The organism is Streptococcus oralis subsp. oralis (assembly GCF_002096495.1).
GTDB classification, from domain to species: domain Bacteria; phylum Bacillota; class Bacilli; order Lactobacillales; family Streptococcaceae; genus Streptococcus; species Streptococcus oralis_CU.
This window is the reverse complement of the sequence record NZ_NCUO01000008.1, coordinates 85,334-100,225: the sequence shown is the minus strand read 5'-3', so window position 1 is coordinate 100,225 and position 14,892 is coordinate 85,334. Positions and strand designations below refer to the sequence as shown.

The 14,892-nt window shown below is 43.1% G+C and carries 12 protein-coding genes; 10 read left to right on the top strand and 2 right to left on the bottom strand.

What is annotated here, in order from left to right; translation table 11 throughout:
* Positions 1-57: 57 nt before the first annotated feature.
* Positions 58-3,828 (bottom strand): LPXTG-anchored beta-N-acetylhexosaminidase StrH, encoded by a 3,771-nt coding sequence (strH, locus tag B7717_RS00850; RefSeq protein ID WP_049479224.1) that lies wholly within the window; start codon positions 3,826-3,828, stop codon positions 58-60.
* 304 nt (positions 3,829-4,132) lie between these two features.
* A complete protein-coding gene (locus tag B7717_RS00845; RefSeq protein WP_001007181.1) occupies positions 4,133-4,849 on the bottom strand; it encodes a GntR family transcriptional regulator in 717 nt (238 codons plus the stop codon).
* A 321-nt stretch (positions 4,850-5,170) separates the two neighbouring features.
* Here B7717_RS00845 and B7717_RS00840 point away from each other — a divergent pair, with 321 nt between their 5' ends.
* From B7717_RS00840 to B7717_RS00795, 10 genes are all read left to right on the top strand, one after another.
* Positions 5,171-6,958, top strand: a complete 1,788-nt coding sequence (locus B7717_RS00840) for a glycoside hydrolase family 35 protein (protein ID WP_084849072.1) — start codon at positions 5,171-5,173, stop codon at positions 6,956-6,958.
* Positions 6,955-7,431 carry a PTS sugar transporter subunit IIB gene (locus B7717_RS00835; RefSeq protein WP_000156968.1) on the top strand — a complete coding sequence of 159 codons (477 nt, stop codon included), beginning with the start codon at positions 6,955-6,957 and terminating at the stop codon, positions 7,429-7,431. The genes B7717_RS00840 and B7717_RS00835 overlap by 4 nt, the downstream gene beginning before the upstream one ends.
* A gap of 26 nt (positions 7,432-7,457) precedes the next feature.
* Entirely contained in the window at positions 7,458-8,363 is a 906-nt protein-coding gene (locus B7717_RS00830; RefSeq protein WP_000616990.1) for a PTS mannose/fructose/sorbose/N-acetylgalactosamine transporter subunit IIC, read from the top strand.
* Entirely contained in the window at positions 8,350-9,171 is an 822-nt protein-coding gene (locus B7717_RS00825) for a PTS system mannose/fructose/sorbose family transporter subunit IID (protein ID WP_000185287.1), read from the top strand. Before B7717_RS00830 ends, B7717_RS00825 begins: the two co-directional genes overlap by 14 nt.
* Before the next feature lie 3 nt (positions 9,172-9,174).
* Complete coding sequence (locus B7717_RS00820; RefSeq protein WP_000045700.1) at positions 9,175-9,579, top strand: PTS sugar transporter subunit IIA; 405 nt, start codon at positions 9,175-9,177, stop codon at positions 9,577-9,579.
* Between the two features lie 104 nt (positions 9,580-9,683).
* Positions 9,684-10,850, top strand: coding sequence for an SIS domain-containing protein (locus B7717_RS00815; RefSeq protein WP_084943987.1), 1,167 nt, complete (start codon positions 9,684-9,686; stop codon positions 10,848-10,850).
* 10 nt (positions 10,851-10,860) lie between these two features.
* On the top strand, positions 10,861-11,856 hold the full coding sequence (gene lacD, locus B7717_RS00810) for a tagatose-bisphosphate aldolase (RefSeq protein WP_084944002.1): 996 nt from the start codon (positions 10,861-10,863) through the stop codon (positions 11,854-11,856).
* 146 nt (positions 11,857-12,002) lie between these two features.
* Positions 12,003-13,040 carry an aldose epimerase family protein gene (locus tag B7717_RS00805; RefSeq protein WP_070534792.1) on the top strand — a complete coding sequence of 346 codons (1,038 nt, stop codon included), beginning with the start codon at positions 12,003-12,005 and terminating at the stop codon, positions 13,038-13,040.
* 110 nt (positions 13,041-13,150) lie between these two features.
* Positions 13,151-14,005, top strand: a complete 855-nt coding sequence (locus B7717_RS00800) for a VOC family protein (RefSeq protein WP_084943986.1) — start codon at positions 13,151-13,153, stop codon at positions 14,003-14,005.
* A gap of 313 nt (positions 14,006-14,318) precedes the next feature.
* Positions 14,319-14,891 (top strand): hypothetical protein, encoded by a 573-nt coding sequence (locus B7717_RS00795; protein WP_084943985.1) that lies wholly within the window; start codon positions 14,319-14,321, stop codon positions 14,889-14,891.
* The last annotated feature ends 1 nt before the right edge of the window (position 14,892 follow it).

The following is a 14,892-nucleotide window of genomic DNA, read 5'->3' as shown; positions in this document are numbered from 1 at the left end:
TCCTAACAATAAAAAGCGAGATTCAATCTCGCTTTTTCGTATTCTCCTAGAAGAATCTTAGTCTTCTTTTCTCTTAGTCAGTCCGTAGGCTGCTAGAGTCGCCATGAGGCCTGCTGCGACCAAGCCTGCAGAATCTTGACTTCCTGTTGCAGGGAGTTGTTTTTCATCTGCTTTGGCAGTAGTTGGTGCAGTTTGCTCAGCTTTCTCAACGGCAGTGCCGACTTCAACAACTTGAGCGACCGCTTCCTGCGATACCGCACTATTGACAAGTGTTCTTTCTTCCTTGCCGTCAGCAGTAGTGCTGACAGAGTAGAAAATCGTACGGCGACCATTTACACCAGTAACGATGACTTGCGTTTGTCCGAGTGGCAATTGTGGATTTTCACGTGTCACAGTAGTGAACGGAATATCTTCCTCTTGGATATCCAGCCTTGGTTTCGCTTCGGCAGCTGGAGCAAGGCCACTTTCATCTCCTTTGTGAGTAATAGGGGCGCCGATTTCAACCACTTGGGTCACAGGTTCTTTGGTCACTTGGCTATCTAGAACCGTTTCTGTTTGTTTTCCATTTTCAGTAAGGACAGAGATGTAATGAGTACGTTCGCCCTCTACACCTGGTGTGATGATCTTTTCCTGACCGGCTGGGAGGTTCGGATTTTCCTTCTTGATAACTTCAAATGGAATCTTTTCTGCTCTTGTGATGAGTTCCGGTTTGGTTTCAACATTGGCAGCTAGTTCATTTTCATCAAGGCTTCCTGAGTGGGTTGCTGCTGGTTTGAGGCCTAGGTGGGCTGCCTTGAGTTTGGCTACGAGAGCGTCTAACTCGGCTTGTTTGTTACGGTTGAGGTTGTAGTTGAGAGCTTCTTTCGTTGCATTTAGGGCCTCCAAGCTTTCCTTGCTGTATCCATCCAAGTTTGCAGGGATTTGAGCAAGTTCCTCACGGAGGGCATTGTAGTTAGCGCGGAAGTAGTCTTTATTATTGTCTGCAAAGGCAGTCATGAGTTCAAAGATTTCTTCTTCCTTGTACTCAGCACTTGGTCTGTCTGCCCAGATAGCAAGCATGCTTCCGACGGTTGGAAGGTCTACCTCAGGATATTTGGTAGATGCAAGCTGGTTAAATGGTACTTTGCCAGAGTTTTCAAGTGCTTTTGATAGTGGGTAAGCTTCATCTGGTTTGTGATTACCTAGCACGTAGTACCAGTCTCCGTTGGTGTTGAGGAGTTTGTAACCTTTGCTTGCTAGGTACTGAGGCGTTGCAAGGTTGTAACCCCACCATCCCTTAGACCAGTAAGAGATGATGACATCCTTGTCAAACTCAACATCATCCTTGTCTTCGTAGTAGAAACCATCGTTGAAGGCCATTGGTTGAAGGCCTCTTTCTTTGGCCATGGCAGCAAGAGTGTTAGAGTACTCAGCAAACTTACCATAGAGATTGTAGTATTTTAGATAATACCAGCCTTGCGCGTTGGTGGCATCATTGGCATATTCGTCTGTACCGTAGTTGAAGATCTTTGTCTTGCCTGCAAAGAAGTCCATGTACTTGCCGATGAGGGCTTTGACAAAGTTCATGGCCTCTTCGTTTTCAAGGTCCATGGTTGTTTTGGAGACCTTGTCAAAGTTGGCTTGAGGATTCTTGATTCCAAGTTTTTCCATAGCGACGAGCATGGCATCCATGTGACCTGGGCTGTTGATCGCTGGGATGAGTCCGAGGCCTTTTGATTTTGCGTACTCGATCAATTCAGTGATTTCAGCTTGACTAAGAGTGGTTCCGTTTGGATCATCGTAGTAAGCTTTTGTTCCTTCGATGATGGCCTTTTTGACATCGTCACTTGCATAAGTTTTGCCGTTAGCTGTGATGGTCATGTCATCAAGGAGGAAGCGAAGTCCATCATTTCCTAGGAGAAGATGCACATCAGAGTAGCCGAGTTCGCTCGCCTTGTCTACGATGCGTTTGAGTTGGTCGAGCGTGAAGTACTTACGTCCGGCATCGATGGAGATTACCTTGTTCTTGGCAAGTTTTTCAACTTCACGTTTCGCGTCTTCTTCTTTTTGAGCTTCTGGTGTGAAGGTCAAATTGCTGACAGCTTCTTGGAGTTTCGCGATTGCTTGGTCAATGGTGTCTTGTTGGGCACGGCTGAGGTTGCTATCGAGTGAGCGAATGGCTTTTTCAGCTTCTTTGACAGCTGCGACACTTTCTGCAGTATAGCGGTTAAGGTCTGTTGGGACTTCTTTCAGGGCTTGCTCAGCAGACTCATAGTCAGCTGCGAAGTATTCAGCATTGGCATTTGCGAAGCTACGCATGAGTTTGAAGAGGCGTGATGGTGAATAGCGTGCAGATGGGGTGTCCGCCCAAGCAGCTACCATACCACCGATGAATGGGATAGTAGCCCCATCAGATTTTGGTACAGAAGTGATTGGAGTGTTCTTGATACCATTGAGTCCTTGGTCAAGGTTGTACCATCCTTGGCCATCGGCATTTCGTCCGAGGACGTAGTACCAAGCATCGTTGGTATTAAGGATTTGGTGGCCTTTTTCAACTAGAAGTTTAGAAGAAGCGACGTCGTATCCGCCCCATCCACCAGTCCACATAGAAACGATGATGTCTTTGTCAAAGGTTCCAAAACTAGTGTCGCTATTGTAGTAGATACCGTCGTTAAAAGCCATTGGTTTGAGGCCGTGAGATTTGACGATGCGAGCAAGGTCATTAGCGTAGGCGATAAATTTATCATAACCCTTGTCTGGGAATTCATCTTCTGGATACCATTTATAGGCTTGAAGAACGCTCCAGCCTTTGGCATCTGTAGCATCATTGGCGTACTCGTCTAGTCCGATGTTGAAGATGTCAGATTTGCCAGCAAAGTATGCAGCATACTTGTCGATCAGGGCTTTGGTAAACTCAACAGCTTCTTTGTTATCAAGGTCAACGGTACGAGCAGATTCCTTACCAAAGTAGTTGAAGTTCGGTTTTTGGATGCCTAGTTCTTTCATGGCATGCAAAATCGCATCCATGTGACCAGGGCTGTTTACAGTTGGGATGAGACCAATGCCTTTGTTTTTAGCATAGTTGATCAAGTCCGTCATTTGACTCTCTGTCAAATGGTTGCCGTTTGGATCCTTGTAGTAGGCATTGGTTCCGTTTTCGAGTGCACGTTTGACATCATCGCTTGCATAGGTTTTGCCATTGGCTTTGATCGTCATGTCGTCCAGCATGAAACGCATGCCATCATTTCCAACTAGTAAATGAAGATCAGTATAACCATAGTGTTTAGCTTTGTCGATGATTTCTTTGAGTTGCTCAGGCGAGAAGTACTTGCGTCCAGCATCAATTGAGATCATTTTTCGTTTAGCCAGTTTTTCATTTACCTGAGCTGCTCGTTCCGTACTAGGAGTGGCTACTGCAGGTGTGGTTACTGCAGGTGTGGCTGCTTCATTTTTCTTTTCTGAAGGAGAGTTTTCTGCAGGAACTTCAGTTGGAGCAGGACTTTCTTTCTCAGTAGTCGGAGTAGGACTAGCATTTTCTGTCACAGCTGGTGCAGTTGTTTCTTCCGTTTTTGGAGCAACTGTATGAGGAGCCTCCGTGTCTTCTTTGATCTCCTCTTTTACAGGTTCTTCAGCCTTTTCTTCCAGTTTTTCTGGGGCCTTGGACTCTCCAGCCTCATTGGGTGTTTGCGGACTCTCCTGGACAGTTTGAACTGTTTCCCCAGCTGTTGGAGTCGGAGTAATCCCGTCGGCAGCTGCGACTTGTGCGCTAAAAGCAAATCCTATAAGTACAGAAGCTGCTCCAACTGCGTATTTACGGATGGAGAAGCGCTGTTTCTTTTCTAGTTTCATGACAAAACCTCCTTGTTATTATCATATATGATAGCGTTTACATAAAACCAATTTTATTTTATTATCTAAGGGGTAAAATGTCAAGTGGGTTTATATAAGAACTATAATAAATGGAGGAAAACATAAGATTTAGGAGAAAATTGCCAATAAAAGATAAAGATAGAAGGAAAAACGAAGCAAGTATTTAACTTGTTTTTAGTAAAAATGCTACTAATTAAATAAGAGCCCTTCATAGTGTTTTCACAACTTCTTTCTCGTGCTATAATGAATACAGAAAAAGCCTGAGCTAGGCTCAGGCTTTTTCTTAATGACCTCGGTTACATGAGATGAATTTGATTTTGTAGTAGTCTGCTCGCTTATAAGTTTCACTATAGGCAAGGACTTGGCCAGTGGCCTCAAGTTTTGTAGTCTTCGTTTGGAAGACAGTTGGGAATTGTGTATCGATTCCGAGTACAGAAGCAGCATGCTCTGGAGTTGGGAATGCGATTTCGTTGATTTCCTCAAAATGTTCATCACTCATGTGAATGCGGTAATCCAATTTGAAACGTGTATAGATAGAGCTATAATAGTCAAGATTTGGATAGTTGGCATTGATGTATTGCTCAGGAATATAAGATGTGTGGTAGATGTATGTCACGTCGTTTGTCTGACGAATACGTTCAATCTTATAGTAGAATTGATCTCCACGTAGTCCAAGTTTATCTAAATATTCAAGTTTGTTTCCGCGCTCGATAGAAAGGACAGTAACTTTATCGTCTTTTGTTTCAAAGATTTCGACATCTGAAAACTCAACGAGTTTGTGCTTGCGGGCACGTGAAACGAAAGTACCTTTACCTTGTTGGCGGACAATGTAGCCGTCTTTAGCAAGGTCGTTCAAGGCACGAACAACTGTGATTGAACTCACATCGTACATCGCGATCAATTCGGCTTCTGTATAAAATTTATCTCCACTTGCAAATTGACCAGAGATGATTTTATTTTTTAATTCATCTTTAATATATTGGTATTTAGGAATAGCCATAAATTTCACCTCGATTCTCTTTCTCCAATTTTGATTTTACCACAAATATAGAGAAAAGAGTAGTATTAAGGTCAAAAAATTAAAATAATAGACTAAAAATGTTATTTTACATGTAAAAAAATTCATTTGATGTTCTTGTGAATTATCATACATAAAAAGATCGTTTTCATGCTATTTTTAGATAATTTCGGTAAACGGTAAGTAAAAAAATAGAAAAATTTTAAATAATTTTCTAAAACCTATTGACAAATGCAAAAGATTTGATTATAGTTAATATTATAATAAATGAAAGCGCAAACTTAATTCGTCAGAGGTAATAACATGACCAGATTTAAAATTGAGGACGATTTCTATTTAGACGGAAAACCGTTCAAGATTTTGTCCGGCGCCATTCATTATTTTAGGATTCCAGCAGAGGATTGGTATCATTCTCTCTATAACTTAAAGGCGCTTGGCTTTAATACAGTCGAGACCTATGTGGCTTGGAATTTACACGAACCTGTTGAAGGGGAGTTTGATTTTGAAGGTGCCAGAAATTTGGAGAGATTTCTTCAAATTGCACAAGATCTAGGTCTCTATGCCATTGTACGCCCGTCTCCATTTATCTGTGCGGAATGGGAATTTGGTGGCTTGCCGGCTTGGCTCTTGACAAAGGACATGCGAATTCGCTCGTCCGACCCGGCCTACATCGAGGCTGTTGCTCGCTATTATGACCAATTATTGCCAAGGCTTGTGCCTCGCTTGTTGGATAATGGTGGAAACATTCTTATGATGCAAGTCGAAAATGAATATGGCTCTTATGGAGAAGATAAGTCTTATCTACGAGCAATTCGGAAATTGATGGAAGACCGAGGGATTGATTGCCCACTCTTTACTTCAGATGGCCCATGGAGGGCTACTCTGAAAGCCGGAACCTTGATCGAAGACGATCTCTTTGTGACAGGAAACTTCGGTTCTAAAGCTCCGTACAACTTTTCACAGATGCAGGAATTCTTTGATGAGCATGGCAAGAAATGGCCCCTCATGTGTATGGAATTCTGGGATGGTTGGTTCAACCGTTGGAAAGAACCCATCATCACTCGTGATCCTAAAGAATTGGCAGAAGCTGTTCGAGAGGTATTGGAGCAAGGCTCTATCAACCTTTACATGTTCCATGGTGGTACAAACTTTGGTTTCATGAATGGTTGCTCGGCTCGAGGAACTCTGGATTTGCCACAAGTCACATCTTACGACTATGATGCCCTTCTGGATGAAGAAGGAAATCCAACTGCTAAATACCTAGCAGTCAAGAAGATGATGGCAACCCACTTCCCAGAGTATCCACAGTTGGAACCACTCTATAAGGAAAGCATGGAGATAGGGTCCATTCCATTGGTCGAAAAAGTTTCCTTGTTTGAAACCCTGGATAGTCTCTCTAGTCCAACTGAAAGCCTCTATCCAAAAGCGATGGAAGAACTTGGTCAAAGCTATGGCTACCTTCTCTACCGCACTGAGGCAAGTTGGGATGCAGAAGAGGAACGTCTCCGTATCATCGATGGACGTGACCGAGCTCAACTCTTTGTAGATGGTCAATGGATTGCTACTCAATACCAGACAGAGATTGGTGAAGATATCTACTGTCAGGGCAATCGAGAAGGCTTTTCAGAGATTGACATCTTGATTGAAAATATGGGGCGTGTCAACTACGGTCATAAGTTCTTGGCAGATACGCAACGTAAAGGAATTCGTACAGGTGTCTGCAAAGATCTACATTTCTTACTGAATTGGAAACAATATCCACTGCCACTGGATAATCCTGAGAAGATTGATTTTTCAAAAGGATGGACAGAAGGACAGCCAGCCTTTTACGCTTTCGACTTTACGGTCGAAGAGCCGAAGGATACCTACTTAGACTTGTCTGAGTTTGGTAAGGGAGTTGCCTTTGTCAACGGGCGTCACTTAGGACGTTTCTGGAACGTCGGCCCGACCCTCTCACTTTATATCCCTCATAGCTATCTCAAGGAAGGTGCTAACCGCATCATCATCTTTGAAACTGAGGGCGAATATAAAGAAGAGATTCATTTAACTCGTAAACCTACACTAAAACACATAAAGGGGGAAAACTTATGACAATTGTAGGATGCCGTATCGATGGACGTTTGATCCACGGTCAAGTAGCCAATCTTTGGGCTGGAAAACTAAATGTTTCACGCATTATGGTTGTAGACGACGAAGTTGTTAACAACGATATTGAAAAGAGTGGTTTGAAACTTGCGACACCACCAGGTGTGAAACTCAGTATCTTGCCAGTTGAGAAAGCAGCAGCAAATATCCTTGCTGGTAAATACGATAGCCAACGTCTCTTTATCGTTGCACGTAAACCAGACCGTTTCCTTGGTTTGGTCGAAGCAGGTGTTCCGCTTGAAACACTCAACGTCGGCAATATGTCTCAAACACCAGAAACTCGCTCTATCACACGTTCTATCAACGTGGTAGACAAGGATGTGGAAGATTTCCACAAACTAGCAGAAAAAGGTGTGAAACTCACTGCTCAAATGGTTCCAAATGATCCAGTTTCAGACTTTTTGAGCTTATTAAAATAGGAAAAAATTTTTAGGAGGTCATTGTTATGATACAATGGTGGCAAATTTTACTTCTCACTTTGTACTCAGCTTATCAAATCTGTGATGAGTTGACAATCGTTTCATCTGCAGGTTCCCCTGTATTCGCTGGTTTCATTACTGGTTTGATCATGGGAGATGTGACAACTGGTTTGTTTATCGGTGGTAGCTTGCAGTTGTTCGTTCTCGGGGTTGGTACCTTTGGTGGTGCTTCTCGTATCGACGCAACTTCTGGTGCGGTTCTTGCAACAGCATTCTCTATCTCTCAAGGTATTGATACAGATCTTGCGATTACAACAATCGCTGTACCAGTAGCAGCACTTTTGACATACTTCGACGTTCTTGGACGTATGACAACTACTTTCTTTGCACACCGTATTGATGCTGCGATCGAACGCTTTGACTACAAAGGTATCGAACGCAACTACCTACTTGGTGCGATTCCATGGGCTCTTTCTCGTGCCCTTCCAGTATTCTTCGCCCTTGCTTTCGGTGGAGAATTCGTACAAGGTGTTGTAAACCTTGTTAAAGAATACCAATGGGTTGCAGACGGTTTGACTCTTGCAGGTCGTATGCTTCCAGGTCTTGGATTCGCTATCTTGCTTCGTTACCTTCCAGTTAAACGTAACCTTCACTACCTTGCTATGGGATTCGGTTTGACAGCTATGTTGACTGTTCTTTACTCAAACGTAACAAGTCTTGGTGGAGCAGTTGCTGGAATCATTGGCACTCTTCCTGCTGAAGTTGCTGAAAAAATTGGCTTTGTTAACAACTTCAAAGGATTGTCTATGATCGGTATCTCTATCGTGGGTATCTTCCTTGCAGTTGTTCACTTCAAGAACAGCCAAAAAGTTGCTGTAGCAGCACCTTCTACACCATCAGAAAGTGGGGAAATCGAAGATGACGAATTCTAATTACAAACTAACAAAAGAAGATTTTAATCAAATCAACAAACGTAGCTTGTTTACTTTCCAATTAGGTTGGAACTACGAACGTATGCAAGCTTCTGGTTACCTTTACATGATCTTGCCACAATTACGTAAAATGTATGGGGATGGAACTCCTGAATTGAAAGAAATGATGAAAGTTCATACTCAATTCTTCAATACTTCACCATTCTTCCACACTATTATCGCTGGTTTTGACCTTGCCATGGAAGAAAAAGATGGTGTGGGTTCAAAAGATGCCGTTAACGGTATCAAGACAGGTTTGATGGGACCATTCGCTCCTCTTGGAGATACAATCTTTGGTTCACTTGTACCTGCTATCATGGGATCTATCGCAGCAACTATGGCTATCGCTGGCCAACCATGGGGTATCTTCCTTTGGATCGCAGTTGCAGTTGCTTATGACATCTTCCGTTGGAAACAATTGGAATTTGCCTACAAAGAAGGGGTTAACCTCATCAACAACATGCAAAGTACCTTGACAGCTTTGATTGACGCTGCATCTGTACTTGGTGTCTTCATGATGGGTGCTCTTGTAGCAACAATGATCAACTTTGAGATTTCTTACAAATTGCCAATCGGTGAAAAGATGATTGACTTCCAAGACATCTTGAACTCAATCTTCCCACGCTTGCTTCCAGCAATCTTTACTGCCTTTATCTTCTGGTTGCTTGGTAAGAAAGGTATGAACTCTACTAAAGCGATCGGTATCATTATCGTTCTTGCAGTAGGTCTTTCATTCATCGGTAAATTCTTGCTTGGAATGGGCGCATAATTTATGAGTAAATCATTAATTTTGGTGAGTCATGGTCGTTTCTGTGAAGAACTTAAAGGTAGCACAGAAATGATCATGGGTCCACAGGACAACATTCATGCAGTGGCTCTTCTTCCAGAAGATGGTCCAGAAGAATTTACTGCAAAATTTGAAGCTGCTATCGAAGGGTTGGATGATTTCCTAGTCTTTGCGGACCTTCTCGGCGGAACACCTTGTAACGTGGTAAGCCGTTTGATTATGGAAGGCCGCGACATTGAACTCTACGCAGGGATGAATCTTCCAATGGTGATTGAATTTATCAATGCAAGCCTTACAGGTGCAGATGCGGATTATAAGAGCCGTGCTGCAGAAAGCATCGTAAAAGTCAATGATTTGTTAGCGGGCTTCGATGATGACGAAGATGAATAAGATGTAACTTAGAGCATCTTATATCGAATATACATGGGAATGGGAGTCACTCCCATTCCCATATTTTCAATAGGAATGAAACAACAATAGATTAGAGGAACTCTATGCTAAATTACACAAAAGAAGAATTACTTGAACTGGGTGCAGAAATCACGACTCGTGAAATCTACCAACAGCCTGATGTATGGAAAGAAGCTTTTGAAGCCTATCAAGCGAAACGGGAAGAAATTGCAGCCTTCCTACAAGGGATTGCGGATAAACATGACTATATCAAGGTCATCTTGACAGGTGCTGGGACTTCTGCTTATGTGGGAGATACCTTGGTGTCTTACTTTAAGGAAGTCTATGACGAACGCAAATGGAATTTCAATGCCATTGCGACAACTGATATTGTTGCCAATCCAGAAACCTATCTGAAAAAAGATGTGGCGACTGTCCTTGTTTCCTTTGCTCGTAGTGGAAATTCACCTGAAAGTGTGGCAACGGTTGATTTGGCTAAAGCCTTGGTGGATGACCTCTATCAAGTGACCATTACATGTGCTGCAGAAGGGAAATTGGCTCTTCAGGCTCATGGCGATGATCGCAATCTTTTGCTCTTGCAACCAGCTGCTTCCAATGACGCTGGATTTGCCATGACTTCTAGCTTTACGTCCATGATGCTAACAGCTCTCTTGGTCTTTGATCCTACAGAATTTGCTGTGAAAGCTGAACGTTTTGAAGTTGTGTCTAGCCTTGTCCGCAAAGTTCTAGACAATGCAGAAGATGTCAAAGAGTTGGTTGACCTCGACTTTAATCGTGTTATCTACCTAGGCGCTGGTCCTTTCTTTGGACTTGCTCATGAAGCTCAGCTCAAGATTTTGGAATTAACAGCTGGTCAGGTGGCGACTATGTATGAAAGCCCAGTCGGCTTCCGTCACGGTCCAAAATCATTGATCAACGAAGATACAGTTGTTTTGATCTTTGGTACAACGACAGACTACACTCGCAAGTACGACTTGGACTTGGTTCGTGAAGTGGCTGGTGATCAGATTGCTCGTCGTGTTGTGCTCTTGAGTGATCAAGCCTTTGGTCTTGAAAATGTCAAAGAAGTAGCCCTTGGTTGTGGCGGTGTCTTGAACGATATTTACCGTGTCTTCCCTTACATCGTTTATGCCCAACTCTTTGCCCTATTGACTTCACTCAAGGTAGAAAATAAACCAGATACACCATCTCCTACAGGTACAGTAAACCGTGTGGTACAAGGTGTTATCATTCATGACTATCAAAAATAAGGAAGTGTCTATGAGTAAATTACAATTAAGTTCCAATAAAGTAGCCTGCTTGCAAAAACTCTCTGACGAGAATGGAATCATCTCAGCTCTTGCTTTTGACCAACGTGGTGCTTTGAAACGCCTCATGGCTCAATACCAAACAGAAGAGCCAACAGTCGCTCAAATGGAAGAACTCAAAGTTTTGGTTGCAGATGAATTGACAAAATACGCATCCTCTATGCTTCTTGACCCTGAGTATGGACTTCCAGCTACAAAAGCTCTTGCACCAAATGCTGGTCTTCTCCTTGCTTATGAAAAAACGGGTTATGACACAACTAGCACTAAACGCTTGCCTGACTGCTTGGATGTTTGGTCTGCCAAACGCATTAAAGAACAAGGTGCAGACGCTGTCAAATTCTTGCTTTACTACGATGTAGACAGCGCTGACGAACTCAACCAAGAAAAACAAGCTTACATCGAACGCATCGGTTCAGAGTGTGTGGCGGAAGACATTCCATTCTTCCTTGAAATCTTGGCTTACGATGAAAAAATCGCTGACGCAGGTTCTGCAGAATACGCCAAAGTAAAACCACACAAGGTTATCGGCGCTATGAAGGTCTTCTCAGACCCACGCTTTAACATTGATGTCTTGAAAGTGGAAGTTCCAGTCAACGTCAAATACGTTGAAGGCTTTGGCGATGGTGAAATCGTTCATACACGTGAAGCAGCAGCAGCCTTCTTCAAAGCACAAGATGAAGCGACTAACTTGCCATACATCTACTTGAGTGCAGGTGTATCAGCTAAACTCTTCCAAGAAACACTTGTCTTTGCCCACGAATCAGGCGCAAACTTCAACGGTGTTCTTTGCGGCCGTGCAACTTGGGCTGGATCAGTTGAAGCCTACATCAAAAACGGTGAGGCAGCAGCTCGTGAATGGCTACGCACAACTGGATTTGAGAACATTGACGAACTCAACAAAGTTCTTCAAACAACAGCGACTTCATGGACTGAACGTGTAGAAGCATAAAAACAAGAATAGAAGAATCCCTTTTTGTTAAGAAGCTACTTAAGGTTTTCTGACAAAGGATTCTGAAAATAGAAACTACAACCATAGATGGTGAGACACTCTCTATGGTTTGTTTACTTAAGAGAAATGGATCAAAGGAGAGAAGAATGAAAGCATACACAGAACGTGTATTTGGAAATCATGAGGGCAAGGATGTCTTGGCTTATCGCTTTGAGACTGACAGTGGCTACCAACTAGAAATCATGACCTATGGTGCGACCATATTGCGCTATGTCACGCCTGACAAGGCTGGGAATTTTGCCAATGTGATTTTGGGTTTTGATGATTTTGATAGCTATGTAGGCAATAGTCCCAAGCATGGAGCAAGTGTAGGTCCTGTAGCGGGCCGTATTGCAGGTGCGACATTTGAGCTCAATGGTCAGACCTATAATCTTGAAGTCAACAACGCTAGCAACTGTAACCACAGTGGTTCAACAGGTTGGGATTCGAGCTTGTTTGAATTGGTCGAAGTGAGCGACCATGGCTTGACCCTCTACACAGAACGTACAGACGGAACAGGAGGATTCCCTGGTAATCTCAAGATCTGGATCAGCTATCACTTGGAAGAAACTGGCGCCTACGAAGTCAGCTATAAGGTGACGACAGATCAGGATACGCTTGTCAATCCAACTAATCACAGCTACTTCAACTTGTCTGGTGATTTCACGCAGACAGTTGACCGCCATGTCTTCCAGCTAAATACCGAGGGTATTTACCCAATCGCTCCGGACGGTGTTCCGGCTAAGACTCCAGATGCTACTCGTGATGTGGTTAAACACATCTACAATGGTGCTTTGTTGAAGGACATCTTTGAAGAGGAAGATGAGCAAATCCAGTTGGTATCTGGTTTGGATCACCCATTTGCTCTTCCTGCAGGTCATGACAATGCTGGTTTCCTTTATGACCAACACTCAGGTCGTTTCCTACTTTTCAAGACAGAGGCCCCTTGCTTTGTGGTCTACACAGCAAACTTTGTGGATGAGAGTGTGCTCATCGGAGGCCAACCAATGGTGCAACACAATGGGATTGCCCTTGAAGCGCAAGCTTTACCAGATGCTATTCACAGTGACTTCAAAGACCAAGTCATTCTCAAAGCAGGCCAAACCTTTACCAGCAAAACTCGCTACGAGCTTGTTGTCAAATAAAAAGAAGAGCTGGTTTCCAGCTCTTTTGAGTTGTCTTCGTTGACATTTTATCTCAATAGTGTATAATTGATGTAATTAATAAAGTTACAACAAACAAAAGGAGACACCCTATGACTTATGCATACCAAAGCCACATTTACCTAGCGGAGGCGGTTTTAAATGTCAAGGATTTGACGAGTCAAACGGCTTTTTATCACCAAATTATTGGCTTGGAGATTTTATCCCAAACAGAGACAGAAGCGATTTTGGGACTTGGTCGAAAAGCCTTGGTTCACTTGATTCAGGCAGAAAAGTCTGGCGAAGTAAGGGAGCATTATGGGCTCTACCATCTGGCGATTCTGTTGCCGACACGAAAAGCCTTGGCAGATGTCTTGAAACACCTAAGTGATTTGCGGATTCCTCTGGTCGGGGGTGCAGATCATGGATACAGTGAGGCTATTTATCTAGAGGATTTGGAAGGAAATGGCATTGAACTCTACCGTGATAAGCCAGTGTCTTCATGGGATATTCTAGAAGACGGCCGCATTATCGGTGTGACCGAGGCTCTTGCGGCACAGGACATCTATGAATTAGGGGAAAAGGTGGATCCCTTTATCCTAGCTGAAGGGACGAGAATGGGGCATATCCATCTATCGGTGAAGGATAGTCGTGAGGCGAGCCAGTTTTATCAAAAGGTGTTAGGACTAGAAGATAAATTTAGCATTCCTAGTGCTAGTTGGATAGCGGCTGGTCAGTACCATCACCACCTGGCTGTCAACGAATGGGCTGGAAAAGGTCTGGCTCCGCGTGAGCAAGGCTTGTCAGGCTTGGCCTACTATGTCCTTGAGGTCGAAAGCAAGGAAGAACTCTTGAACATCGTTAAGCAAGCACAAGAGCTAGAAGCACCGATCAAATGGCTAAATTCGAGTGAACTGGATCTTGTAGACCCAGATGGGATTGTAACCCGCATTCGCTTGGCACGATGAGACGAGGAAAACACATTATTTATTTTAGAGACATAGGAAAAGGCGGATAAGCTCGTATTCTGTTTTTAGAATGCGGACTTGTTCGCTTTTTTATGAAATGACGAATCCTTTCTTGTCTTTAGCAATGGTATCTGCCGGGGATATTTTCCCTTTTCTGGGGGGTTCATGCTATAATACTAATAAACTTTTCTTTCTCTAGGAAGGAAAATGCTAAAAATCAGCTAGAATGCTGGCAATCGTCGTCACGATGCTTTTAAGAGAAAGTAGAACTTTGTTTGAACATCCGTATTGAGTTTAGGAGACGGGAAATAAGATGGACACAAGTGTAAAAAATTTAATCAGTATGGGCCCTCTGGAGGACTATTTTATCTATTATGATCTGAAGAATCAAGTATTCTACGGTGTAAAACAAGGCATGAATTATTCAGCCATTGCAGCCCCTATTGCAATCTATTCCTTCCAACGGCTGTCAAAGTTGCTCAACCAAACCTTTGGAGATGTCTCATCCCCTCTTAATCTAATCTTCTTTATCTTGATGTCGCTGTTTTTAGTTTTTGGGACCATTCTCCTTGCCAAGTCTACCCGACGTAACATGAAGACAGATAGATTTAGAAAAGTCCGGCTGACAAAAGCCAATATCAAAACACTTAGGAGAAAATCAAGGGCGTTGACAGTAGTTGGCTACATTTTTGTTTTAATAACGATTTTTTCAGCCTATCGTTATCTGGCTGTTTCTGATTTTCAATTTTTAATTATGTACATGTTAGGGATTGGTATTCTTACATATATAGTTTATGATTTTCGGATGAAAACGCGCAAACGACTGTTCAAGGAGCTGATGGAGACATTACAGGACGGTAGCCGAGGGAAAGAGGGAGAAATGTAAG

Coding starts and splice junctions, on each gene's coding strand:
- B7717_RS00820 (WP_000045700.1), top strand. CDS start 9,175: ATGAGTAAATCATTAATTTTGGTGAGTCATGGTCGTTTCTGTGAAGAA.
- B7717_RS00825 (WP_000185287.1), top strand. CDS start 8,350: ATGACGAATTCTAATTACAAACTAACAAAAGAAGATTTTAATCAAATC.
- B7717_RS00800 (WP_084943986.1), top strand. CDS start 13,151: ATGACTTATGCATACCAAAGCCACATTTACCTAGCGGAGGCGGTTTTA.
- B7717_RS00845 (WP_001007181.1), bottom strand. CDS start 4,849: ATGGCTATTCCTAAATACCAATATATTAAAGATGAATTAAAAAATAAA.
- strH (WP_049479224.1), bottom strand. CDS start 3,828: ATGAAACTAGAAAAGAAACAGCGCTTCTCCATCCGTAAATACGCAGTT.
- B7717_RS00815 (WP_084943987.1), top strand. CDS start 9,684: ATGCTAAATTACACAAAAGAAGAATTACTTGAACTGGGTGCAGAAATC.
- B7717_RS00830 (WP_000616990.1), top strand. CDS start 7,458: ATGATACAATGGTGGCAAATTTTACTTCTCACTTTGTACTCAGCTTAT.
- B7717_RS00835 (WP_000156968.1), top strand. CDS start 6,955: ATGACAATTGTAGGATGCCGTATCGATGGACGTTTGATCCACGGTCAA.
- B7717_RS00840 (WP_084849072.1), top strand. CDS start 5,171: ATGACCAGATTTAAAATTGAGGACGATTTCTATTTAGACGGAAAACCG.
- B7717_RS00795 (WP_084943985.1), top strand. CDS start 14,319: ATGGACACAAGTGTAAAAAATTTAATCAGTATGGGCCCTCTGGAGGAC.
- lacD (WP_084944002.1), top strand. CDS start 10,861: ATGAGTAAATTACAATTAAGTTCCAATAAAGTAGCCTGCTTGCAAAAA.
- B7717_RS00805 (WP_070534792.1), top strand. CDS start 12,003: ATGAAAGCATACACAGAACGTGTATTTGGAAATCATGAGGGCAAGGAT.